Annotated in this window: 26 protein-coding genes, 1 tRNA gene and 3 pseudogenes; 19 read left to right on the forward strand and 11 right to left on the reverse strand. The window is 52.9% G+C overall.

Translation table 11 applies throughout. The features are described 5' to 3' along the window. Positions 1–16: 16 nt before the first annotated feature. Positions 17–220, reverse strand: coding sequence for a helix-turn-helix transcriptional regulator (locus MTP37_RS07760; protein WP_186851585.1), 204 nt, complete (start codon positions 218–220; stop codon positions 17–19). A 2-nt stretch (positions 221–222) separates the two neighbouring features. Then, positions 223–630, reverse strand: a complete 408-nt coding sequence (locus MTP37_RS07765) for a hypothetical protein (RefSeq protein ID WP_249236764.1) — start codon at positions 628–630, stop codon at positions 223–225. A gap of 291 nt (positions 631–921) precedes the next feature. Between MTP37_RS07765 and MTP37_RS07770 the strand changes: the two genes are divergently transcribed. From MTP37_RS07770 to MTP37_RS07810, 9 genes are all read left to right on the forward strand, one after another. Continuing rightward, entirely contained in the window at positions 922–1347 is a 426-nt protein-coding gene (locus MTP37_RS07770; RefSeq protein WP_015536987.1) for an RNHCP domain-containing protein, read from the forward strand. A gap of 157 nt (positions 1348–1504) precedes the next feature. Continuing rightward, positions 1505–1942 (forward strand): LytTR family DNA-binding domain-containing protein, encoded by a 438-nt coding sequence (locus MTP37_RS07775; protein WP_249236765.1) that lies wholly within the window; start codon positions 1505–1507, stop codon positions 1940–1942. Between the two features lie 10 nt (positions 1943–1952). Then, positions 1953–2402 (forward strand): hypothetical protein, encoded by a 450-nt coding sequence (locus MTP37_RS07780; RefSeq protein ID WP_249236766.1) that lies wholly within the window; start codon positions 1953–1955, stop codon positions 2400–2402. Next, positions 2395–2580 carry a cysteine-rich KTR domain-containing protein gene (locus MTP37_RS07785; protein ID WP_249236767.1) on the forward strand — a complete coding sequence of 62 codons (186 nt, stop codon included), beginning with the start codon at positions 2395–2397 and terminating at the stop codon, positions 2578–2580. The genes MTP37_RS07780 and MTP37_RS07785 overlap by 8 nt, the downstream gene beginning before the upstream one ends. A 95-nt stretch (positions 2581–2675) precedes the next feature. Next, the gene (locus MTP37_RS07790) at positions 2676–3422 is read left to right on the forward strand and encodes a GNAT family N-acetyltransferase (protein ID WP_249236768.1); all 747 of its coding nucleotides are present in this window, start codon (positions 2676–2678) and stop codon (positions 3420–3422) included. Positions 3423–3444: 22 nt separating this feature from the next. Continuing rightward, on the forward strand, positions 3445–3939 hold the full coding sequence (locus MTP37_RS07795; RefSeq protein ID WP_249236769.1) for a cysteine hydrolase family protein: 495 nt from the start codon (positions 3445–3447) through the stop codon (positions 3937–3939). Positions 3940–3985: 46 nt separating this feature from the next. Then, complete coding sequence (locus tag MTP37_RS07800; RefSeq protein ID WP_396344356.1) at positions 3986–4417, forward strand: GNAT family N-acetyltransferase; 432 nt, start codon at positions 3986–3988, stop codon at positions 4415–4417. 17 nt (positions 4418–4434) lie between these two features. Then, on the forward strand, positions 4435–5178 hold the full coding sequence (locus MTP37_RS07805) for a CPBP family intramembrane glutamic endopeptidase (RefSeq protein WP_249236770.1): 744 nt from the start codon (positions 4435–4437) through the stop codon (positions 5176–5178). A gap of 36 nt (positions 5179–5214) precedes the next feature. Further along, on the forward strand, positions 5215–6123 hold the full coding sequence (locus MTP37_RS07810; RefSeq protein WP_249236771.1) for a class I SAM-dependent methyltransferase: 909 nt from the start codon (positions 5215–5217) through the stop codon (positions 6121–6123). Here MTP37_RS07810 and MTP37_RS07815 read toward each other — a convergent pair. The 8 genes and pseudogenes from MTP37_RS07815 to MTP37_RS07850 all read right to left on the reverse strand — a co-directional run bounded on the left by MTP37_RS07815 (position 6096) and on the right by MTP37_RS07850 (position 12653). Next, positions 6096–6365, reverse strand: coding sequence for a DUF6036 family nucleotidyltransferase (locus MTP37_RS07815; RefSeq protein ID WP_249236772.1), 270 nt, complete (start codon positions 6363–6365; stop codon positions 6096–6098). The two genes, MTP37_RS07810 and MTP37_RS07815, sit on opposite strands and share 28 nt — an antisense overlap. A 99-nt stretch (positions 6366–6464) precedes the next feature. Further along, positions 6465–6620 (reverse strand): annotated as a pseudogene (locus MTP37_RS13210) (type I restriction enzyme endonuclease domain-containing protein); the annotation flags it as partial. 149 nt (positions 6621–6769) lie between these two features. Then, positions 6770–8929: a 1,3-beta-galactosyl-N-acetylhexosamine phosphorylase gene (gene gnpA, locus MTP37_RS07825; RefSeq protein WP_249236773.1), complete on the reverse strand. Its 2160-nt coding sequence runs from the start codon at positions 8927–8929 to the stop codon at positions 6770–6772. A gap of 39 nt (positions 8930–8968) precedes the next feature. After that, complete coding sequence (locus MTP37_RS07830; RefSeq protein WP_005926920.1) at positions 8969–9157, reverse strand: DUF6903 family protein; 189 nt, start codon at positions 9155–9157, stop codon at positions 8969–8971. An 11-nt stretch (positions 9158–9168) separates the two neighbouring features. After that, positions 9169–10065 carry a carbohydrate ABC transporter permease gene (locus MTP37_RS07835; RefSeq protein WP_249236774.1) on the reverse strand — a complete coding sequence of 299 codons (897 nt, stop codon included), beginning with the start codon at positions 10063–10065 and terminating at the stop codon, positions 9169–9171. A gap of 12 nt (positions 10066–10077) precedes the next feature. Further along, positions 10078–10962, reverse strand: a complete 885-nt coding sequence (locus MTP37_RS07840) for a carbohydrate ABC transporter permease (RefSeq protein WP_005926926.1) — start codon at positions 10960–10962, stop codon at positions 10078–10080. 87 nt (positions 10963–11049) lie between these two features. Further along, on the reverse strand, positions 11050–12420 hold the full coding sequence (locus MTP37_RS07845; RefSeq protein WP_249236775.1) for a carbohydrate ABC transporter substrate-binding protein: 1371 nt from the start codon (positions 12418–12420) through the stop codon (positions 11050–11052). Beyond that, positions 12417–12653, reverse strand: a complete 237-nt coding sequence (locus tag MTP37_RS07850) for a hypothetical protein (protein WP_249236776.1) — start codon at positions 12651–12653, stop codon at positions 12417–12419. The genes MTP37_RS07845 and MTP37_RS07850 overlap by 4 nt, the downstream gene beginning before the upstream one ends. 185 nt (positions 12654–12838) lie before the next feature. On the opposite strand from MTP37_RS07850, the gene MTP37_RS07855 reads away from it, so the two are divergent. The 10 genes and pseudogenes from MTP37_RS07855 to MTP37_RS07900 all read left to right on the forward strand — a co-directional run bounded on the left by MTP37_RS07855 (position 12839) and on the right by MTP37_RS07900 (position 19514). Beyond that, the gene (locus tag MTP37_RS07855; RefSeq protein WP_176923278.1) at positions 12839–13705 is read left to right on the forward strand and encodes a helix-turn-helix domain-containing protein; all 867 of its coding nucleotides are present in this window, start codon (positions 12839–12841) and stop codon (positions 13703–13705) included. Between the two features lie 19 nt (positions 13706–13724). Further along, the gene (locus tag MTP37_RS07860; RefSeq protein WP_249238712.1) at positions 13725–14834 is read left to right on the forward strand and encodes a phosphotransferase enzyme family protein; all 1110 of its coding nucleotides are present in this window, start codon (positions 13725–13727) and stop codon (positions 14832–14834) included. A gap of 392 nt (positions 14835–15226) precedes the next feature. After that, complete coding sequence (locus MTP37_RS07865; RefSeq protein WP_249236777.1) at positions 15227–15430, forward strand: helix-turn-helix domain-containing protein; 204 nt, start codon at positions 15227–15229, stop codon at positions 15428–15430. Continuing rightward, entirely contained in the window at positions 15349–15555 is a 207-nt protein-coding gene (locus tag MTP37_RS07870; protein WP_249238735.1) for a hypothetical protein, read from the forward strand. The genes MTP37_RS07865 and MTP37_RS07870 overlap by 82 nt, the downstream gene beginning before the upstream one ends. A 229-nt stretch (positions 15556–15784) precedes the next feature. Further along, on the forward strand, positions 15785–16321 hold the full coding sequence (locus MTP37_RS07875; protein ID WP_249236778.1) for a flavodoxin family protein: 537 nt from the start codon (positions 15785–15787) through the stop codon (positions 16319–16321). A gap of 33 nt (positions 16322–16354) precedes the next feature. Further along, a complete protein-coding gene (locus MTP37_RS07880; RefSeq protein WP_249236779.1) occupies positions 16355–17515 on the forward strand; it encodes an iron-containing alcohol dehydrogenase in 1161 nt (386 codons plus the stop codon). A 35-nt stretch (positions 17516–17550) separates the two neighbouring features. Further along, positions 17551–18396, forward strand: coding sequence for an aldo/keto reductase (locus tag MTP37_RS07885; RefSeq protein WP_249236780.1), 846 nt, complete (start codon positions 17551–17553; stop codon positions 18394–18396). A 79-nt stretch (positions 18397–18475) separates the two neighbouring features. Beyond that, positions 18476–18841, forward strand: a pseudogene (locus MTP37_RS07890) (aldo/keto reductase); the annotation flags it as partial. A gap of 129 nt (positions 18842–18970) precedes the next feature. After that, positions 18971–19321 (forward strand): annotated as a pseudogene (locus MTP37_RS07895) (family 1 glycosylhydrolase); the annotation flags it as partial. Between the two features lie 49 nt (positions 19322–19370). Beyond that, complete coding sequence (locus MTP37_RS07900) at positions 19371–19514, forward strand: tyrosine-type recombinase/integrase (RefSeq protein WP_249236781.1); 144 nt, start codon at positions 19371–19373, stop codon at positions 19512–19514. Between the two features lie 134 nt (positions 19515–19648). On the opposite strand, the gene MTP37_RS07905 is transcribed toward MTP37_RS07900, so the two are convergent. Next, a tRNA-Pro gene (locus MTP37_RS07905) sits at positions 19649–19726 on the reverse strand. Positions 19727–19810: the final 84 nt, after the last annotated feature.

Genomic DNA, 19810 nt, shown 5'->3' on the forward strand with positions numbered 1-19810 from the left:
TCTGCACTGCGTCTTTTTAATCCTCTGTATACGCAAACAATTCTTCCACCGTGGTGTGAAAGACCTTTGCAATGTCCATCGCCAGCTTCAGGGATGGGTTGTACTTCCCTTTTTCAAGGTTGACAATGGTTTCCCGGCGCACCCCGACCAGCTCGGCCAGCTCCGCCTGCTTGAGGTCGTCCCGTTCGCGGTATTCTTTCAGTTTTGTGACCAGTGCCATGCTCAGAGTCCTTTCTCGTCCATCAGCCAGAATGCAATCGTGCGCACGACTTCGATCAGGATCAGCGTTCCCATCAGGCAGTAGCCGATGACCTCGGTGGTAAGCACGAGCCGACCGATGGCACAGGCAAAGCCAATCCCAATCAGGGCGGCCATGCAGACCTTCAAGCAGATGCTGTCGCACCGGTGGAGATTGGCTTCGGCCATTTCGTCGGTAGCTTCCTGCTTATATTTCCGCACCCGGATAGCGCGGAACACAAAATACCAGAACGTGAAGCCACCTACAATGGTCTGGATGGTGGGATAAAAATCCTTCCAGTCGTTCCGTGCCCACATCCAGTAGTAGAGCGCGACCAGAACGGCAAAGATGATCTTGCCGGCGACCAGTTCTTTCAACGTGACTTTTTTCATAGGAAAGTTCCTTTCTTGTGAATGAAGATATACCATACAATGAAATGAGGTGAGAAATTTCGCACACATTGTGTGATAAATATATCACACGGCGCAGAGCATGTCAATGGCAAATGTGCGAAAAATATAACTTTTTCCCGGAACGCATGATGAACTATGATTTCAAAGGAGAGCTTTTTGAAACACAACAACTTTGCACTGGAGCTTGTGGGCTGACCGGGAGGTCTGGTAAATACCACAAGCCACGCCTCCCGAAGACGGACAGACGCAATTCTTCAGGAGGACCATACCATGAATCGTGAAAATAAGCGCAAGACCTTTGAAAAAGGTTACTATAAGACCCACGCCTGCAACGATACCTTTACCTGCAAAGTCTGCGGACGGGTCTGCACCCCGCAAAATGCCGGCAGCGACCACCGCAACCATTGCCCCAACTGCCTGTCCAGCCTTCATGTGGACGAAGAACCCGGCGACCGTGCCTCCGACTGCGGCGGCATCATGGAGCCGGTGGCCGTCTGGGTGCGCAAAGGCGGTGAGTGGGCCATCATCCACCGCTGCAAACGCTGCGGAAAGCTCAGCTCCAACCGGGTGGCGGCAGACGACAACCCCATGAAGCTCATGAGCATTGCCATGAAGCCCCTGTGCTCTCCGCCGTTCCCGCTGGACTATATTGAAGAAATGACCGCCTTGATGGGCGGCGATGGACGGATGCGATAAGCCGCAGCCAAAAACGAAAAGGCCGCTGTGTCGGAGAAGCGCTCTGCGACACAGCGGCTTTTTGCAACTTACCCCCTGATTTTTACAACTTACTGCACCTATCATGGAACAATCGGGCGTTCTGTGCTATATTCTTTACAGGGAAAGGAGTGAGGACATGAAGGTAACGGTGGAACAGATTACCCCAGAGCGAGCGGAAGAAGTTTTGCTGCGGTGCCACGACCCCAAAGAGCCTTGGGTGGAGGAGATCCAAAGCATCGCTGCCGGGCAGATCACCGTCAACGGTATGGCAGACGGGAAACTGTGTCGGCTGAAACTTGCCGACATCTATTATTTTGAAGTGGTGGACGGAAGCGCTTTTTTCTACTGCCAGAAAGAGGTGTTTTCCAGCAAGCAAAAGCTCTACGAATTTGAAGCTTTGTGTGTGGGCACCATGCTGTTCCGGTGCAGCAAGTCCATGATCCTGAATGCCGGGAAAATAGATTATGTCCTGCCCTCTCTTTCCGGCCGCTTTGAGGCAGCTCTGGACAATGGCGAAAAAGTGATCATATCCCGGCAGTATGTCAGCACGCTCAAACGGCTGCTGGGACGATAAGGAGGAGCATATGAAAAAGATCGAATTCTGGCTGCATCGGTTTGTTTTTGTGTATGGACTTATCATGCTCAGCACCTTTTTCATGTGTCTGCTGTTCAACCCTACCAGCGAACTTCCCGTCGTCACGTTTTTTGGACGCTGCATCCTGCTGACGCTGGTCAGTATGCTGACCCTTCTCATCTATACCTCCGGCGAAGAATTGAGCAATCGTGCATGGTGGGCCCGCACCTTCTTGCACGCAATTTTGCTGGAAGCAGTGTTGCTCCCTCTTGCCCATAACTGGGGTTTTTGGTACAACACGCTGGATGGGCTGATCTACGGCACGTTTATTCTGGCGGCAAAGGTGATGTGGCATCTCATCGACTTCGGACAGAGCTTTTACATTGCAGCAGCGTTGAACGAGCAGATCCGGAAGCGCAAGCTAGAGGAGATCCAGAAGGAAGGTACGAACAATGGATAAAACGGATTGGATACGCTGCCCAAAGTGCAGCAGCAAAACACGCACCATGATCCGGGAGCATACAGTACTGGAAGATTTTCCACTGTTCTGCCCCAAGTGCAGGTATACCTGCGTGATCCGCTTCATGGATGGAAAACTGGAAGAAATCAAACAGCCGGACGCTAAGACGCAGAGCTGAACTGGATGTGAGGTCAAGTCCGTTCTGCGTTTTTTGACGCTGCCCTGCAAAACCGGAATGAGAAAAGGAAAAAAGGACCTAGGAGGAACCGCAAGATGGACTATATCAGAGTTACCAAAGAAAACATCGACAAGGAACACATCTGTTGTGCCATGTCCGGTCAACAGAGCCTTGCCAAGAAGGAATGGCTTAAGCAGCGATTTGAGGAGGGGCTTGTTTTTTACCGCAGTGCGGAGCGCGGCAAGTGCTTTATCGAGTACATCCCGGCAGAAAACGCATGGGTGCCCATTGAAGCGGCAGGCTGGCTTTATATCAACTGTCTGTGGGTCTCCGGCTCCCTGAAAGGGCACGGCTATTCCAGCGAGCTGCTGGAAGAATGTCTTCGGGATGCCAAGGCGCAGGACAAAAACGGCGTTTGCATTCTGTGTGCCGAGGGGCGCAAACGGGAGTTTCTCGCGGACCCCAAGTTTTTGACCCATAAGGGCTTTAAGGTTTCGGACATCTCCGATTGCGGCATCAACCTCATGTGCCTGCCCCTTGCAGAGAGTGCCCAGCCGCCAAAATTCAAGGCCTGCGCCAAGCACCCCAGGGTGGAGGAAAATGGTTTTGTCCTCTACTATACCGACCAGTGCCCCTACACCTATTATTGGGTGCCAAAGGTGCAGGAGGCTGCAGAGGAACATGGGATCCCGTTCAAAGCCATCCACATCACCGAGAAAGAGACGGCTCAGAATGTGCCTGCACCGGTCACAACATACGCATTGTTCCGGGATGGAAAGTTTGTGACTCAGAGCATCCAATCGGACAAGAAATTTTTGAAATTGGCAGGCGCAGCGGATTGAACAAATTGGGAGGAATATTATCATGCAACATAGCGCACTGGTCGTGATCGACCTTCAAAACGACATCACAAAAAACTACAAGGAAATCATCGAAAAAGTCAACACGGCTATTGACTGGGCAGTTAAAAAGAACCTGTGGGTCATTTACATTCAGCACAACAATTTGTCTGCGGGAACAAGGACTTTCAAGCCCGGAACCCGTGGCGCAGAGCTTGTGCCGGAGATGAATATCGTATCCGAGCATATCTTTACAAAGACGAAAAGTAATGCACTGACCAGCGAGGCTTTCACTGCCTTCCTTCAGGAACACGGCATTACCGATTTTTATATTGCCGGTGCTGACGCAGCAGCCTGCATCAAGTCTACCTGCTATAACATGGCCAAAAACGGCTATACCGTTCATGTCCTGTCGGACTGTATTACCAGCTACGATAAAAAGAAACTGCCCGAAATGCTTGCATATTATGAAAGCAAGGGCTGCGCTGTTGTGGAACTTCATGAGGTTACGCAGTGCTGACAGAATAAATAGCCGATACATTACCTGTTGCTTTTAAGAGGAAAAAATGAAATACGATCAAACGATTATAACCCCAAAAGGACTGGCAGTCCACATCCGAAACGGCGTGGCATCCGATGGAAGCGCTGTGCTTGATCTGACACACGCAGAAACAGATTATCTGCTGAGTTATCCTGATGAAAATCGCTTTGATGTGGAACAGGAAAGCCGCTACTTAGAGAAAAAAGAAACTAGCCCGAATGAGATCGAACTGATTGCCTTTGTGGACGGTAAAGTGGCAGGAACTGCCGGGATCGATGCAATTGGACCGCAGTATAAAGTGACGCATCGTGCCGAATTTGGCATCAGCATCCTAAAAGAGTATTGGGGTCTGGGGATCGGGCAAGCCTTGATGGAAGCCTGTATCCATTGCGCTAAAACCGCCGGATACCCCATTTTCGTGGAGGCGCATCGCGCAAAGGGAATCATCCAAGTTTAGCGAAGAGAGGAAAGAAATTGAAAAAACTCTACGAGAAAAACGAGCTGACCTTTGCGCTCCTGTGGATCGTGGTTTACTGCGTCCTGCAATCTCTGGCCAATCCGCTCAACAAAAGGATTGGAATCGGATATTCGGCAAGTGCTGCTTTCTGCATCTTGCAGGCGGTCATTCTTATTGCCTTTATCCGAAAAAACCATTTGCAAAAGCGATACGGGCTTTGCAAATTGCCCGTTCCCGCTTGCCGATTTCTCTACTATGTGCCGCTGCTTCTCTTGGCATCCGGGAACCTTTGGAACGGCATTGCGCTCAATTATTCACTGCCAGAAACCATTTGCCGTATTGTGTGTATGCTATGCGTTGGTTTCTTGGAGGAAGTGATCTTCCGGGGCTTACTGTTTGCAGCGATTGCAAAGGATAATGTCAAGTCTGCCATTGTCATATCAAGCGTAACTTTTGGCATCGGACATATCATCAACCTGTTCAATGGCAGCGGTATGGAGCTGGTCAACAATCTGTGCCAGATCGTCTTTGCAACCGCAGTCGGCTTCCTGCTGGTCACGATTTTTTATCGCGGCGGCAGTCTGCTTCCCTGCATCCTCGTCCATTCCGCCATCAACACCCTTGGTACATTTGCCAGCGATGCTGGTCTGACTATGGAAATGCGCTTGCTGCATCTCGGTGCCCTGATTGCAATTACGGTTGCCTATACACTGATCCTGACAAGAACGCTCCCGGAAAAAGCAAAGAAAATACACAAATGATGACTTTATATAAGAAAAGTATAGGAGGACAGAAGAATGAAAAGCCAAGCCAGCATTACCGCCCTGATGAGTTCCTTCGGGCGCGCGTTTCATACGGAAAACGAAGTGCATCCGGTTTTTGTAGACCCGCTTGCCAAAGAGCTGATGACGGCAGAAGAATACGAGGCTGTGCAGGGGTACATTCTGAATGGTGCTCACTTTTTTGAACCGGATCTTAACACAAGCGGGCTTACGGACAAAGAAATCGTCCGGCTGCTCGTCAACAAACACATTGCCCCCTCCCCCTTGTGCCGTGCTGCATATACCGAAAGCCTGCTGAAAAATATAGCGCAGACCGGGATCTCGCAGTATGTCATTTTGGGTGCAGGCATGGATACCTTTGCTTTCCGGGAAAAGGAATTTGTATCGGGGCACAGGGTCTACGAGGTTGACCATCCACTGACCCAGAAAGACAAACAAGCCCGCATTGCCCGTGCAGGATGGCGCACCCCGGAAAATCTTACTTTTGTACCGGATGATTTTGCAAAAGACCGCCTTTCGGAACGGTTGGTTACAAGCGGCTTCGATAAAAGGAACGAAACGCTGTTTTCGTGGCTGGGTGTAACGTACTATCTTTCTGCGGAGGAGATTGATAAGACTCTTAGCGAAATTGCCGACCTTTCCGCAGAAGGGAGCGCACTTGTGTTCGACTGCCCGGACGAGGGCTTCTTCTCCGCATCCGAAAAAAGAGTGCAAAACACCATTATGATGGCAAAGGCAGGCGGTGAACCGATGCAGTCGGCGTTTTCGTATGCGGAACTGGAAAAGCTGCTGGGCAGACACGGCTTTCGGATCTATGATTGGCTGACTCCCTGCAACATTCAGACCCGCATCATAGAAAGTGCCGGGGCCAATCTGAAAGCATTTGAACACGTCAATTATTGCCTTGCGGTCAGAAAAAATTGAACCTTTATGTAGGCTTCCACATCCGTGTTGATGTCGTACTTGCCGAGCAAACTGTACAGTTCTTTTGGAACGCTCAAGGCATCAATATCATGGGTAGCACGGGTCAGCTTGCCCAGCAAAATGAACTCACTGCCGCCCACGATCACCATCTGATAGCGGTCGTTATTGTCGATCATCAGGTCTGCATCTTCGTCCAGACGTTCCAGATGCTTGCGGAGGTCATCTAAGATCATCTTTCCCATAAAACAGCATTTCGTATTTTCAATAATAGTATTTTCTAAAATCATTTTACAGAAAAGAAATCCGATTGCCAAGCACAAATCAACGACATTTCATACAATTCATACTACCATGTTGTCAGTCCACATCTCACACTGGCTAATGACCGTGCTGATTGCCGTATCATATGCCACCGGTGGATACTTAAATTTTTTCAGTAAGTGTTTCACCATCTTACGCATACTCGCACGGGCAGTTTCTTTTTTCTGCAGGTCTATTACGCTTGCATTACTGAATTTCTGCGTTTCCAGCCATCTCCATTGCAGCGTTCGATTGACACAGGTTGAGTTATCGGCAGATACAGCAAACACAACGGGCAGCTCTGGTAACAGAGCTGCCCGTTGTGTTCGTTTATGAAAAGGAGAACTTAGATCTCATACCACTTGATCTCGTTGGCATCCAGATGCAGAGCAAAGCTGCTGCCGTCTGTGGTGTAAACGGTGGTGTCCTGCGGCTCGTACGTGTTGTTCACCACACAATACTTGCCGTTCTTGACGTAGGCGTGAACTTCTACATTATAATTGGAGCTGAACCATGTATGCAGTTCCTCCTCGCTGTGGGCACTCCACAGGATAGCGCGGTAAAGGGTGCGGCTGTTGGCAAAACTGTAAGGCACACCGCTGATGTACACGGCACGACCCTTGCCGAAGTCGTGTGCCGCCATCTGCACTTCTTTGTTCCGCTGCACCAGCACCTCGGTGCCTTCCAGCGCATAGATGTTCTTCTTACCTTCGCCAAAGTCGATGGGCTGGTCGGCGTCTTTCAGGATGAAGTGGTCCGGGTGTTCTTCCCAGTTGTACTTGTCGTAGTTCAGGGTGAAGCCGTTTTCTTCTTCCACGCCCAACACGCTGGCAAGCTGGAGAATGTGGCCCTGATACGGGTGACCGGAAGGCTCACCCACGCCGATAAAGCCGCCGCCGTTCCAGACGAACTTGCGGATAGCGGAGGAGATCTCCGGGTCTTCCCACCAGATGCCGCCGGTGTGTGCGGTGTCGGCATCGCCGACATTGATAATGACATCCAACGAATCCAGCAGATGCGGGTCGTTCTTGATATCCTCAAAGCTGATAAACTTCACATCAAAGGGCGCACCGGACAGCATCTCAATGACACCGGCATAGCTATAGTTCTGCTTGTAATAGAGGGCGTGATGTACCATGTGACAGCCCCAAGCCCGCATTTTACCCCAACAGTTCAGCACGGCCACTCGCTTGACACAGTAGGGTGTAGTGCCCTTGATGTTCTCGTACAGTTCGCGGAACTCGTTGCAGACGCTCTCCACGTAGTCCACGAACTCCGGGAACTGCAAGGCCAGTTTCAGATAGCCGCCATAGCCGATGCGGTCGATGGGCTTGCGCAGGATAGCGCGGCGGGCTGTAACCCAGTTCTCCTTGGCTTCCCGCACCGGGTCGCCGCCCTCGTGGAAGGTGTCGGGGAAGAAGTACGGCAGGAAACGGCCCTCGGTGTACTTCACGCCCTCAATGTCAGAGATCAGGCGCAGGGTGGAGCCGTTGCCCACGCTGCCCACTACGGCATCCAGTCCGATGGTCTTGAACTCCGGCATGAAAGGTTCGGTGCCGATCCAGTGATCGCCGAGGAACATCATGGCTTCGCACCCGCACTCGTGGGTGATATCCACCATCTCCTTGGCAAGCTTTGCCACCTCGCGGCGCTGGAAGGCCTGAAAATCCCGGAATTCCTTGCTGGGTACCCGGTACTGGTTGTTGTAGTAGCCCTGATCGATGATGTACTCCGGGCGGAACTTATAGCCAACCTCCTGCTCGAACTGGCTGAGGATATAGGGGCTGACCGAGGCGGAATAGCCGTACCAGTCCACGAACTTCTCCCGCTTCAGCTCGTCGAAGATCAGGGTGAACTGGTGGAAGAAGGTGGTGTAGCGGATAACGTTAACATAGGGGTGCTCTGCAATGAACTTGCGCAGGCGCTCCATGGAATACTTGTGGGTCTTGGGCTGACGCACGTCAAAGGTGATCTGGTGCTCAAAATTCGTCCAGCCGTTGGTGGTAGCGTTGTACATATGCACCGGGTCCCAGATGAGGTAAGCCAGAAAACTGACGGTATACTCATGGAACGGTACGGCCTGTACGGTCACACTGCCGTCGGCGTAGCTCCACTGCTCCGGCGGCACGGGCTGACCGGTGGTTCGATCCATGACCTCCCACCAGCGGGTGATGTCGTCGTTGGTGTTCACCTGCATCAGCTCCGGGCTGATGCCCTTCATCAGCGGGATGGTCACGGTGTCGCCGGGGGCGGTGTAAAAGCCGGTCATGATGTAGCACTGCTGCACCTCGTCCGGGTTTGCCTTTGCCCATGCGTTGTCCTTGCGGGTGGTATAGTAGGTGGAGTAGATCTTGGCGTCCGCATCCTTGAGCTGCTGCGGGAAGTCGGTGCCATCGCAGTCGCGGATGGCATCGGCACCCCACTTTTTTAAGATCTCCAATGTTTCGGGCACAACGTCCAAGTCTGTGGGAATGGTCACGCGCCCGGTCTTTCTCAGTTCGTCCATGGGAAACTCTCCTTTTGCCTCTCTTTGAATTGTAGGGGGTCAATCGTAGGCGGCGTTATACAGCGCCAGCACTGCCAGCAGCAGCGCTACGCCCACCAGCATGATGCCAAGCCCTGCCAGTTGTCCGGTCATTTTCCAGCCGGACACCACCAGCACCAGTGCCAGCACGAACAGCACCAGCATCAGGATCATGCGCAGGGCGGGATGGTTTTTCCAGTATGCTTTCATCGTTTGTCACCTTAACCTTTCAGGCCGCCCACGGTCATGCCCTGCGTCAGCTGCCGCTGCACGCAGATGTACAAAATCAGGGTGGGCAGCATCACCAGCACAAGGCCTGCGTACATGGTACCGTACTGGGCGGCGCTCTGCTGCGCCTGCATCAGGTTCAAAAGACCTACCGGCAGGGTGCGGGGTGCCTTGGTGGAGCTCATCAGGGTCATGGAGATGATATACTCGTTCCAGAAGGACAGGAAGTTGAACAGGATAATGGTGATGATGGAGGGCTTTGCCATGGGGAAGATGATGCGGGTCATGGTGGAAAAATAGCTTGCACCGTCGATATAGGCGGCCTCCTCAAAATCGTGGGGCAGGGTGGCAAAGTAGCCCGACAGCAGGTAGATGGTAAAGGGCAGCGCGGTGGCGGCGTATACCACCGCCAGCACCACCAGATTGTTCAGCAGAAAGCCGCTGCCGAAGTGGCTTTTCAGCCACACATCGCTGTCCCGCAGCATCAAAAAGATGGGCACCACGATGTAGTTCACGTTGATGAACAGGCCCGCCATGAACAGGGTGTTCAGTACCTTGCACCCCTTGAAGTGGAAGCGGGACAGGCAGTAGGCGGCGGGCAGGGCAACGACCAGCAGCAGTGCCAGCGCCAGCGCGGTGACGATGACCGAGTTGAGCATATATTCGCCCATTTTCGCGCCGTTCCATGCGTTGACGAAGTTCTGCCAGTAGAACCCGGCGGGCAGTGCCCAGGGGTTGCCGTAGAACTCTGCATTCTGCTTGATGGAGGCCATGAACACCCATGCCACCGGCACGATGATGGTAACGGCCAGCAGAACCAGCACAAAATAGATGAAAAACTTGTACAGACCTTCCGCAGAGCGGGAAGATTTTTCGGTGGTATTCTGCATCTTCTTCCCTCCTTAAAATTCCAGCGTATCGCGGTTGGTGACCTTGTTGACACAGGCAGACAGGGCAAACGAGAACAGGAAGATGACCACGCCGATGGCCATACTGTAACCATACAGGCCAGCGTCTTTCTGGCTGTACATATAGCTCAGCGCCACATCCGATGCGCCGTTGGGCCCGCCGCTGGTCATGGCCTTGACGAAGAGGAAGGCCATGTTGATGGTAGAGATGATAAAGAAGGTGAGGGTGGTGCGGATATTCGTCCAGATGAGGGGGATGGTGATCTGGAAGAACTGGGTCAGCCGCCCGGCACCGTCCAGATTGGCGCTCTCGTACAGGCTGATGGGCACGGCAGACATGGAGGCCATGTACATGACCATGTAGTAGCCGATGGCCTGCCACACCATGGCAATGATGATGGAGGGGATGACCAGTTTTTCGCCCTTCCACAGGATGGGGTCGCTCATGTTGCGGAACAGGCCGATGATGCTGTTCAGCATGCCGTTTTCCGGCTTATAGATGGCAGAGAAGATGCCGGAGATGACGACCACCGACAGGATGTTGGGGATGTAGAAGATGATGCGGAAAAAGTTCTGGCCTTTGATCTTCTCCCGGGTGAGGATGGCGGCAAATACCAGTGCAAAGGCGAAAGTAATCAGGGTGACCGTTACCACCAGCAGGATCATATTCTGCATGGAGCGGATGAACTGGGCGTCCCGCAGCAGATGCTGGAAGTTTTTAAGCCCCACAAAGGTCTCGTTGGGAGAATAGGCACCCCGCTCATACAAACTCATGCGGAACACGTTGAGGGTGGGCAGGATCATAAAGAGGAAAAACAGGATGGTAGCCGGTGCCACACAGAGGAATACGAACCGTTTGCGGCTTTTATCCGTTCTCATAGGGGATTGACCGCTCCTTTCTTGATGGTACTGTACAGCCCAAAAAAGCGGAGGCGGTAAAAACCGCCCCCGCTGGGCAGGGCTTAATTACTCGATGATGTTGGCGCGCATCTGGTCGCTGGCGGACTTGATGCCGTCGATCCACTGCTGCTCGGTCATGCTGCCGGACACCAGAGAGTTGACAGGGTCGAAGAACACGGTGCGCACTTCTACGCCGGGGATGGCGCTGAAGGCTGCAAAGTTGCCCATGGCGGCCTTTGCGCCGTTGTCGTAGATGGAGTAGAACATCTTGTTGTCGCCTTCCAGACTGTCGGCGATGCCCAGCACAGGCTGGATAGCGCCGCTCTCGGCAAACAGCTTGCAGGCTTCGTCGCTGTACAGGTAAGCCACGAACTGCTTGGCGGCATCCTGATGCTCGGCACCGGCGGGGATCCATGCCTGCTCGAACCAGGTGTAGCTGTAACCATCGCCGCCGGCCTTGACAGCGGGCAGGGCGGTCATGCCCCACTCAAAGCCGTCTGCACGGGGAGCCTCGGCCATCTCGCCCACGATCCAGGTGCCGTTGGGCATGAACAGGGCCTTGTTGTCCAGCACCAGCTGCTGGTTCTGGGTAAAGTCCTGATCGTTGGCCTGTGCGGGGGTGATGGGGTTGGTGTAGGAAGCCAGCTTTGCCACGATATCAAAGCAGGTCTTTGCCTCGGGGGTGTCCCAGATGCCTTCTTCGTAGTGGGTAGCCTTGTTGAAGAAGTCGGGGCCGCCGGCAGCGTACATCAGCGCATAGAAGAAGGCGTCGAAGTAGCCGGTGGTGGGGTAAGTGAACAAGTAGGTGCCCTCAGCGGCAGCCTTGTCGCCCAGTGCCCACATCTCGTCCCAGGTCTTGGGCACGTCCCAGCCCTTTTCCTTCAGGAAACCGGCGTTGTAGAACAGGCCGCAGGGGCTGTAGAACATGGGAGCCAGATAGGTTTTGCCGTCGCCGTAGGGGTTGGTCAGGGAGGTGTCGGTAAAGCCGCCGGCGATCTTCTCGCTCACCTTCTTGCTCTCGCCGGGCACGGTCATGCTCAGCACATCGGTGATGTCGGCGATCAGGTTGCCCTTGATGAACTGCTCGGTCAGGGCAGCTTCACGGCCGGTGGCCAGATGGACCACGTCGGGGTAGTCGCCGCCCTGCATGGAGGGGCCGATGACGTCCTCCAGCTTTTTGTCGGTGGTCAGGTCCACCTTGATGCCGGTCTGGGCGGTAAAGGCCTCGGTGACCTTTTTCCACATCTCAGCGCCGTAGCCGGTCTCGATGGCAGCAACCTTGATGGTGACGTCCGCAGCCACTGCGGAAGAAGTAGCGGCAGAAGATGCCGTGCTGGACGCGGTGGAGCTGGCAGCACCACCACAGGCAGCCAGGCTCAGTGCAGCGGCACCCACGCCAGCCGCTTTCAGAAAATTGCGACGAGAAATGCGTTTCATAGTGTATCCTCCATCATAAAATTCCGTTCAAAACACAGCCGGGGCAAACAGGCTTCGTCCGAGAGGGCTGTGGTTTTTTCTGGTTCCAATATAGAGGTTTTTACGGTTTGCAACAAGGTCTTTGTTGTTTCGTTTTTTAGAAATATTGCTTTTCGGAAATTTCTTTCAGCAAAAGCAATAAAATTTGTACTGTGGTTTTGGTACATTCTCCCCGCTTGTAACCAGTTTGACATATTTTTTGCACTCTATCGAAGGCAAAAGTATTGAACCCGTCCAAAAATCAGGGCTTGCATTTTTTCTTCATTGCCTCTATAATAAGAAAAAACGTACGAAGCAACGCATCGTTTTTAGACTCGTATTTTTAGTATCTTGCTTTTATTTTTATGTTTTTTGTTCTTCGCCTCAAAAGGAGCCATTTATGAGTACCGAGCGATTTGATATCCGCCATGCTCCCGCTCCACGGGAATCCTTCCGGCTGCTGTACATCAGCAAAAGCAAATTTGGCGGCGATTGGAACAGCACTGCCCACACCCATTCCTGCACAGAGCTGTTCTACTGTCTGAGCGGAGAAGGTCAGTTTTATTTAAGCGGTCAGCTTTATCCGGTCAAACCGGATGATATGATTATCGTCAATCCGCAGGTAGAGCATACCGAGTTGAGCCTGAATGCTTCACCGCTGGAATACATTGTATTGGGCGTTGCTGGCATCGAGATCTTATTTGGAAAATCAGATTCTTCCTACGCCATATTCAACTGCCGGGAAAATCGGGAGCGGATGGTGACGCTGCTCCATATGCTGCTGGCCGAAGCAGACCGCAGTCTGGACGGCTGCGAAACGGTCTGCCAGGATCTGCTGGAAGTGCTGCTCATCTGGCTGGTGCGGTGTACCACGCTTTCTTTGCAGGTAGAGGAAACGCCCCGCTCCGACAGCCGGGAGTGTGTGGAGATCAAGCGGTATCTGGACAGCAACTACCGCGAAGATATCTCGCTGGATATCCTTGCTGAAATCGCCCACATCAACAAATACTATCTGGCCCATACCTTCCAAAAAGAGTATGGCATCTCTCCGATCACCTATCTGAACCGCCGCCGCATTGAGGAAAGCAAATATATGCTGGGCAACACCGGTTACAGTCTGGCGCAGATCAGCGAGTTGATGGGCTTTTCCTCTCCCAGCTATTTTTCCCAATGCTTCCGCAAGGCGGAAGGCTTGACCCCCAATGAATACCGCCGTCAGGTGCGGCAGGGACAACGCCCTGCCCCGTCAAAACGGCATGAAGTATAACGAAAACGAGGAATTTATGATGAAATCCGTTACCCTTTCTCTGCTCCAGTCTGCCGCAAATGCCTTTGATTTTGGCGGGCCTGTGCTCTGCGATGCTCACCACTATGGTGAGGGGCATATCAACGACACCTTTGTGGTCTGGCGGGAAGATCATTCCAAACGCTTTATTTTGCAGCGCATCAACACAGATACCTTTACTAACCCGGTGGGCCTGATGGAGAATATCTGCGGCGTGACCCGGCATCTGCGGGCGAAAATTCTTGCCGAGGGCGGCGACCCAGCACGGGAAACGCTGAATGTCATCCCAACTTTGTCGGGGTCGACTTGCTATCTGGATGCAGACGGCGGCGCATGGCGTGCCTACGACTTTGTAGAAGATACCATCTGTTTGCAGCAGGTCGGCAGCGAAACCGACTTCCGCACCGTGGCCGAGACACTGGGCAAATTCCAGAACCAGCTGGAGGATTACCCGGCCTCCACCCTCCACGAAACCATCGCCCGCTTCCACGACACGCCCAACCGCTATGCCAATTTTGAAAAAGCCCTCGCCGCCGATGCACTGGGCCGAGCAAAAAATATCACGTCGGAAATCGAATTTATCCATGCGAGGGAGCAGGACTGTCATGTCCTGCTGGATCAGCTGGCAGCTGGCGAAATTCCTCTGCGTGTCACCCACAATGACACCAAGATCAACAATGTCCTCATCGATGCCGCTACCGGAAAAGGCATCTGTGTCATTGACCTCGACACCGTGATGCCGGGACTTTCGGCCTACGACTTCGGCGATTCCATCCGCACCGGTGCCAACGACTGCGCTGAGGACGAACCTGACCAGAGCAAAGTCCATTTTGACCTGCATCTGTACGAAGTGTTCGCCAAAGGGTATCTCTCCACTGCCGGGGCATCCATGAGCATGGCAGAAAAAAAGAGCCTTGCATGGGGTGCAAGGCTCATGACGCTGGAATGCGGCATCCGTTTTCTGACTGACTATCTGGAGGGCGACCACTATTTCCGCATTGCCCGCCCGGATCACAACCTCGACCGCGCCCGCACCCAGTTCACACTGGTGCGGCAGATGGAAGAGGTTTTCGATCAGATGCTGGAAATCGTCTGCCCGGACAATCACTGATTTCGCAATCTCCTCCATTCGGATACAGCAAGAAGCATGGACGCTCTCCTTTTCGGGGGCGTCCATGCTTCTTTTTACAGCTTATCCCTACACACCCATCAAATCGTCCTTTGAGGACGCTGGGAGCGTCGAGGACATGATGCGCTGCAGCAAATTATGAAAGCCCTTTTCAGCCCTGACCAATCGCAATCCCCCAATGGCTATCATTGTAGCTGTAAATAGAAAAAACAGCTCAAGCAGCCTCCTATAAGTCCTACTATCACCGCTTTGCCGCAATAATTTTTTTCAAATTATCTTGACGCACCGTTCAATCTCGCTAGAACACTTCTTGATTTTAACACAATCGGATGTTATCCTATTCTTATAGAAATCTCCGAAGGGCAGGTGTTTTCATGTACAATCATCAGCTGGAAACCTTCATCCGTGTGGCGGATGCAGGCAGCTTCAACAAGGCGGCAGAGGAAAGCTACATCACGCCAACGGCCATCATCAAGCAGATCAACCTTATTGGAAGATGGACATCTTCAACCGCTGCGAAAACACCAACGATGTGCTGCTGGCAATTCCGGGCTGGGCCAATGTCCACCCATTGCTGAAAGTGATTCCAGTAGATTGGGATTACGGCATCCCCTATGGTATCCTGCACTCCCCGAATCCAACGCCTGCCGTTCAGCGTTTTCTGGATGCGGCTAAAATAGCCAGCAAGGAATTGTATAGCTGATACGCCACTGCAACGAGAAGCTGCTGCATGAGAAATCATGCAGTGGCTTTTTCTTTTTACAAAAGATGCACTGGACCTAAAGCTGACTCTAAGTGTTACAATCAAAGGGTCAAGCGGGTTGTTTGAACCTTTGAGTTCAAACAAGTGAACAAAGTGGAGATTCCGGGAAATGCAGACTTGCGCTATACTGGAACCAGAAAAAGAGAGTACCTCAAAGGAGGAACGACCGATGAAGAAAGTCTTGATTTTGTCCGGCAGTCCCCGCAAGGACGGCAACTCCGACCTGCTGTGCAGTGAGTTTATGCGTGGTGCGCAGGAGAGCGGCAACGAAGTGCAAAAGATCTTCGTGCGCAGCAAGAAGATTGTGCCCTGCAATGCCTGCTATTACTGCCGCGACCACGGCGGCAAGTGTGCCCTGAACGATGACATGAGCGAAATTCTGGACGCAATGCAGGCGGCGGATATTATCGTGATGGCAAGCCCAGTGTACTTCTACTCCATTGATGCACAGATGAAGATCATCATCGACCGCAGCCTTGCCCGGTGGACGAACATTCCGAACAAGGAGTTCTATTTCATCATGACCTGCGCGGACGATAACCGTGCTGCCATGGCCTGTACCTTGGAGTGTTTCCGGGGCTTTACCGCCTGCCTGAATGGTGCCAAGGAAAAGGGGGTCATCTACGGCACCGGCGTATATCGGCCCGGCGAGGTGATGTCCTCCCCGGCCATGAAGGAAGCCTACGAGATGGGCAAAAACGTCTGATTTTCCAGTTTTATATAAAGGAGTGTAACGGCTATGAACAATTTTCTGTTTGAAAACAAGACCAAGGTTTATTTCGGCAAGGGTGGCGTGAAGGAATATCTGGGCTGTCTGCTGGAGCACTACGGCGATACCGTGATGCTGGCCTACGGCGGCGGTTCTATCAAGCACAATGGTGTCTATAATGAAATCGTCGGTATTCTGAACGCCGAGGGTAAGCGCATCGTGGAGTTTCCCGGCATCATGCCCAATCCCACCTACGCCAAGGTGCAGGAGGGTGCAAAGCTGGCCCGTGAGAACCATGTGGATTTGATCCTTGCCGTGGGCGGCGGTTCCGTGTCCGACTGCTGCAAGGTGGTGTCCGCACAGGCCAAGGCGGACGAAGATTTGTGGGAGCTGGAAAACACCAAGCATACTCGTCCCACTGAGTTCATCCCGCTGGGCACCATCGTCACGGTGTTCGGTACCGGCTCCGAGATGAACAACGGCACGGTCATCACCCATGAGGAAAAGAAGATTAAGGGGGCCCTGTGGGGTGCACAGGCCGACTTTGCTTTCCTCGACCCCACCTACACGTTGTCCGTTCCCATGAAGCAGGTCATTTCCAGTGCGTTCGACACCCTGAGCCACGCGATGGAAACTTACTTCGGCAAGCCGGACGAGAACAACCTCTCCGATGACATCAACGAAGCCGTCATGCGCAGCGTCATCCGCAACATCCGCGTCCTGTTGACCGACAAGGACAACTACGAGGCCCGCAGCGAGCTGGCATGGGCTTCGGCTATGGCCGAAAACGGCATCCTGAAAATCGGCAAGGTCACCGACTTCCAGTGTCACATGATCGAGCATCAGCTGGGTGCCTACACCAACTGCAACCACGGTGCTGGTCTGGCGGTCATTCACCCGGTACTGTACCGTCACCTGCTCCCGGCCAACACCGCACGGTTCGCCCGCTTTGCACAGAACGTCTGGGGCATCGACCCGGCGGGCAAATCCGAGCTGAAACTGGCACAGGCTGGCGTGGAGGCTCTGGCGGCCTTCATCAAGGAGATCGGGATGCCCACCACCTTTGCAGAACTGGGCATCCCTGCCGACACCGACCTCAAGGCTGTGGCCGATTCCACCGTGCTGACCGGCGGCTGCTGCAAGAAGCTGAGCCGCGAAGAACTGCTGGACATCTTCAACGAGTGCAAGTAATCAAGGAACGAAAAATACAAAAGGAGCTATTTATTATGGAATTCATTACTCTGAACAATGGCGTCAAGATGCCGGCAGAGGGCATCGGCACCTTCCTGCTGACCCCGGACGAAGCTGAAACTGCCGTGCTGAGTGCGCTGAAAGACGGCGCACGGCTCATTGACACCGCCAACGCCTACTGCAACGAAAAAGCCGTGGGCCGCGCCATGAAGAAGTCCGGTCTGCTGCGGGAGGAAATTTTCCTCGAAACCAAGCTGTGGCCGACCTTCTACACCGATGCCGACGCTGTGGACAAGACGCTGGCACGTCTGGACACCGACTACATCGACCTGCTGCTCATTCACCAGCCTGCCGGTGATTACGTTGCCGGTTATCGCCTGATGGAAAAGGCTTACAAGGAGGGCAAAGTCCGTGCCATCGGTCTGTCCAACTTCAACGAGGAGCAGATCAAAGAAATTCTGAGCATCTGCGAAGTCAAGCCCACCATCCTCCAGACCGAAGTTCACCCCTACGCCCAGCAGAAAAAACTGAAAGCCTTCCTCGCCGAGAATGGCATGGTGATTCAGGCATGGTATCCGCTGGGTCACGCTGACAAGGGCCTGCTGGAAGAGCCGTTGTTCACCCGCCTTGCAGCAAAGTACGGCAAGAGCAACGTGCAAATTATTCTGCGCTGGCACATTCAGGCAGGCAATGTGGTCATTCCCGGCTCCAAAAACCCGGCCCACATCCACGACAACTTCGATGTGTTCGATTTTGCGCTGACCGATGCAGAAATGCAGGAGATCACCACGCTGAACAAGGATAAACGGTATTATGAGGTCACGGAGGATAAGCTGGCGGCATTCGCCACCATGTTTCCTCCCGTGGACGATCAGAAGTAAATTTCAAGCAGTTTGCAGCTGGGTGCGGAGAGTTTTTTGCGGAAAACGAACCAGATGAAAGGGTAAATTCTCGCCGCTTGCAAACGGTTTTCTCTCCGGCAAATACGATAAGACTTCCAAGTTTGAAGCAGGCACGGACTACCGCAGCGTCATGCCGCAGTTCCAGCCAGACAGCATTGACCAGAACCGCGCCCTGCTGGAACTGTTACACCGTCTTGCCGCCGAGAAAAATGCAACACCTGCCCAGATCTCACTGGCGTGGATGCTGTGCAAAAAGCCTTATATCATACCAATCCCCGGCACCCGGAAACTTAACCGTTTACAGGAAAACGCCGGTGCAGCGGATATTGTGCTGTCTGCCGCAGAAGTGGCTCTGATTGACGAAGCACTGGCGCACATGGAAATGTCGCATGTGTTTGGCGGGAGCCGCATTGTGAAAGAGTAAATTTTATGGAAAACTCATCCGGTAATCTTGCACGGATGGGCTTTCCGGTCTATAAAATACCGCCAGAAAAGGGAAATTTTTATGATCAAATCCAACTACCCGGAACGTACCGGCAAACACTTTGTCTGCTACCAGAAGCCGCTGTTCATTGTAGAAAACGGTCTGGGTGCCATGGATAAGCTGGTGCCGGACGGCAAGGGCAGCTATACCGTCCACGATGATTACCGCATCGACTATATGCGCCGCCACCTCATTGAGGTGGGCAACGCCCTCCGGGACGGTGTGGACATCATGGGCTACACCAGCTGGGGCTGTATTGACCTCGTAAGCGCGTCTACGGCACAGTTGAAAAAACGGTATGGCTTTATCTATGTAGACCGCAACGATGACGGCACCGGTACGCTGGAACGCTACAAAAAGGATTCCTTTTACTGGTATCAGAATGTCATCAAAACCAACGGCGCATGCCTGAATGAATAGGTAAAAAAGATAACAAGGCATTTTGTCTTGCGGAAGGAGAAGATTGTTCATGCAGGCGTTGGGCGTGGATATTCAGACCATCCAGAGCATCGTAGGCCATGCCGATACCGAAATGACTGAGCATTATCTCCATGTTCAGGAATCCATTCGGCAGGGTGCGATCCAGTTGTTCAGCGAGGCATTTTCGGCCTGAAAATTGGACGGAACGGCACTAATTAGACCAGATAAAATCTTTGGCATTGTGGTCAAAATTGTGGTCAAAACCAAATGAGACCAGCCTATAAACAAAAAAAACCAACGATTTCTAACGTGAAATCGTTGGATTTATGGTCCGAGTGGCGAGAATCGAACTCACGGCCTCTTGAACCCCATTCAAGCGCGCTACCAAAACTGCGCTACACCCGGATATCGACCGCCGCTTCCCTACCGAAGCGTGGCGACATGAAATATTATACTCAGATACAGCAGTTTTGTCAACAGATTTTTGCA

This window comes from Faecalibacterium sp. HTF-F (assembly GCF_023347535.1).
Lineage (GTDB): Bacteria > Bacillota > Clostridia > Oscillospirales > Ruminococcaceae > Faecalibacterium > Faecalibacterium wellingii.

Coding starts and splice junctions, on each gene's coding strand:
- MTP37_RS07760 (WP_186851585.1), bottom strand. CDS start 220: ATGGCACTGGTCACAAAACTGAAAGAATACCGCGAACGGGACGACCTC.
- MTP37_RS07765 (WP_249236764.1), bottom strand. CDS start 630: ATGAAAAAAGTCACGTTGAAAGAACTGGTCGCCGGCAAGATCATCTTT.
- MTP37_RS07770 (WP_015536987.1), top strand. CDS start 922: ATGAATCGTGAAAATAAGCGCAAGACCTTTGAAAAAGGTTACTATAAG.
- MTP37_RS07775 (WP_249236765.1), top strand. CDS start 1,505: ATGAAGGTAACGGTGGAACAGATTACCCCAGAGCGAGCGGAAGAAGTT.
- MTP37_RS07780 (WP_249236766.1), top strand. CDS start 1,953: ATGAAAAAGATCGAATTCTGGCTGCATCGGTTTGTTTTTGTGTATGGA.
- MTP37_RS07785 (WP_249236767.1), top strand. CDS start 2,395: ATGGATAAAACGGATTGGATACGCTGCCCAAAGTGCAGCAGCAAAACA.
- MTP37_RS07790 (WP_249236768.1), top strand. CDS start 2,676: ATGGACTATATCAGAGTTACCAAAGAAAACATCGACAAGGAACACATC.
- MTP37_RS07795 (WP_249236769.1), top strand. CDS start 3,445: ATGCAACATAGCGCACTGGTCGTGATCGACCTTCAAAACGACATCACA.
- MTP37_RS07800 (WP_396344356.1), top strand. CDS start 3,986: ATGAAATACGATCAAACGATTATAACCCCAAAAGGACTGGCAGTCCAC.
- MTP37_RS07810 (WP_249236771.1), top strand. CDS start 5,215: ATGAAAAGCCAAGCCAGCATTACCGCCCTGATGAGTTCCTTCGGGCGC.
- MTP37_RS07815 (WP_249236772.1), bottom strand. CDS start 6,365: ATGGGAAAGATGATCTTAGATGACCTCCGCAAGCATCTGGAACGTCTG.
- gnpA (WP_249236773.1), bottom strand. CDS start 8,929: ATGGACGAACTGAGAAAGACCGGGCGCGTGACCATTCCCACAGACTTG.
- MTP37_RS07830 (WP_005926920.1), bottom strand. CDS start 9,157: ATGAAAGCATACTGGAAAAACCATCCCGCCCTGCGCATGATCCTGATG.
- MTP37_RS07835 (WP_249236774.1), bottom strand. CDS start 10,065: ATGCAGAATACCACCGAAAAATCTTCCCGCTCTGCGGAAGGTCTGTAC.
- MTP37_RS07840 (WP_005926926.1), bottom strand. CDS start 10,962: ATGAGAACGGATAAAAGCCGCAAACGGTTCGTATTCCTCTGTGTGGCA.
- MTP37_RS07845 (WP_249236775.1), bottom strand. CDS start 12,420: ATGAAACGCATTTCTCGTCGCAATTTTCTGAAAGCGGCTGGCGTGGGT.
- MTP37_RS07850 (WP_249236776.1), bottom strand. CDS start 12,653: ATGTCAAACTGGTTACAAGCGGGGAGAATGTACCAAAACCACAGTACA.
- MTP37_RS07855 (WP_176923278.1), top strand. CDS start 12,839: ATGAGTACCGAGCGATTTGATATCCGCCATGCTCCCGCTCCACGGGAA.
- MTP37_RS07860 (WP_249238712.1), top strand. CDS start 13,725: ATGAAATCCGTTACCCTTTCTCTGCTCCAGTCTGCCGCAAATGCCTTT.
- MTP37_RS07865 (WP_249236777.1), top strand. CDS start 15,227: ATGTACAATCATCAGCTGGAAACCTTCATCCGTGTGGCGGATGCAGGC.
- MTP37_RS07870 (WP_249238735.1), top strand. CDS start 15,349: ATGGACATCTTCAACCGCTGCGAAAACACCAACGATGTGCTGCTGGCA.
- MTP37_RS07875 (WP_249236778.1), top strand. CDS start 15,785: ATGAAGAAAGTCTTGATTTTGTCCGGCAGTCCCCGCAAGGACGGCAAC.
- MTP37_RS07880 (WP_249236779.1), top strand. CDS start 16,355: ATGAACAATTTTCTGTTTGAAAACAAGACCAAGGTTTATTTCGGCAAG.
- MTP37_RS07885 (WP_249236780.1), top strand. CDS start 17,551: ATGGAATTCATTACTCTGAACAATGGCGTCAAGATGCCGGCAGAGGGC.
- MTP37_RS07900 (WP_249236781.1), top strand. CDS start 19,371: ATGCAGGCGTTGGGCGTGGATATTCAGACCATCCAGAGCATCGTAGGC.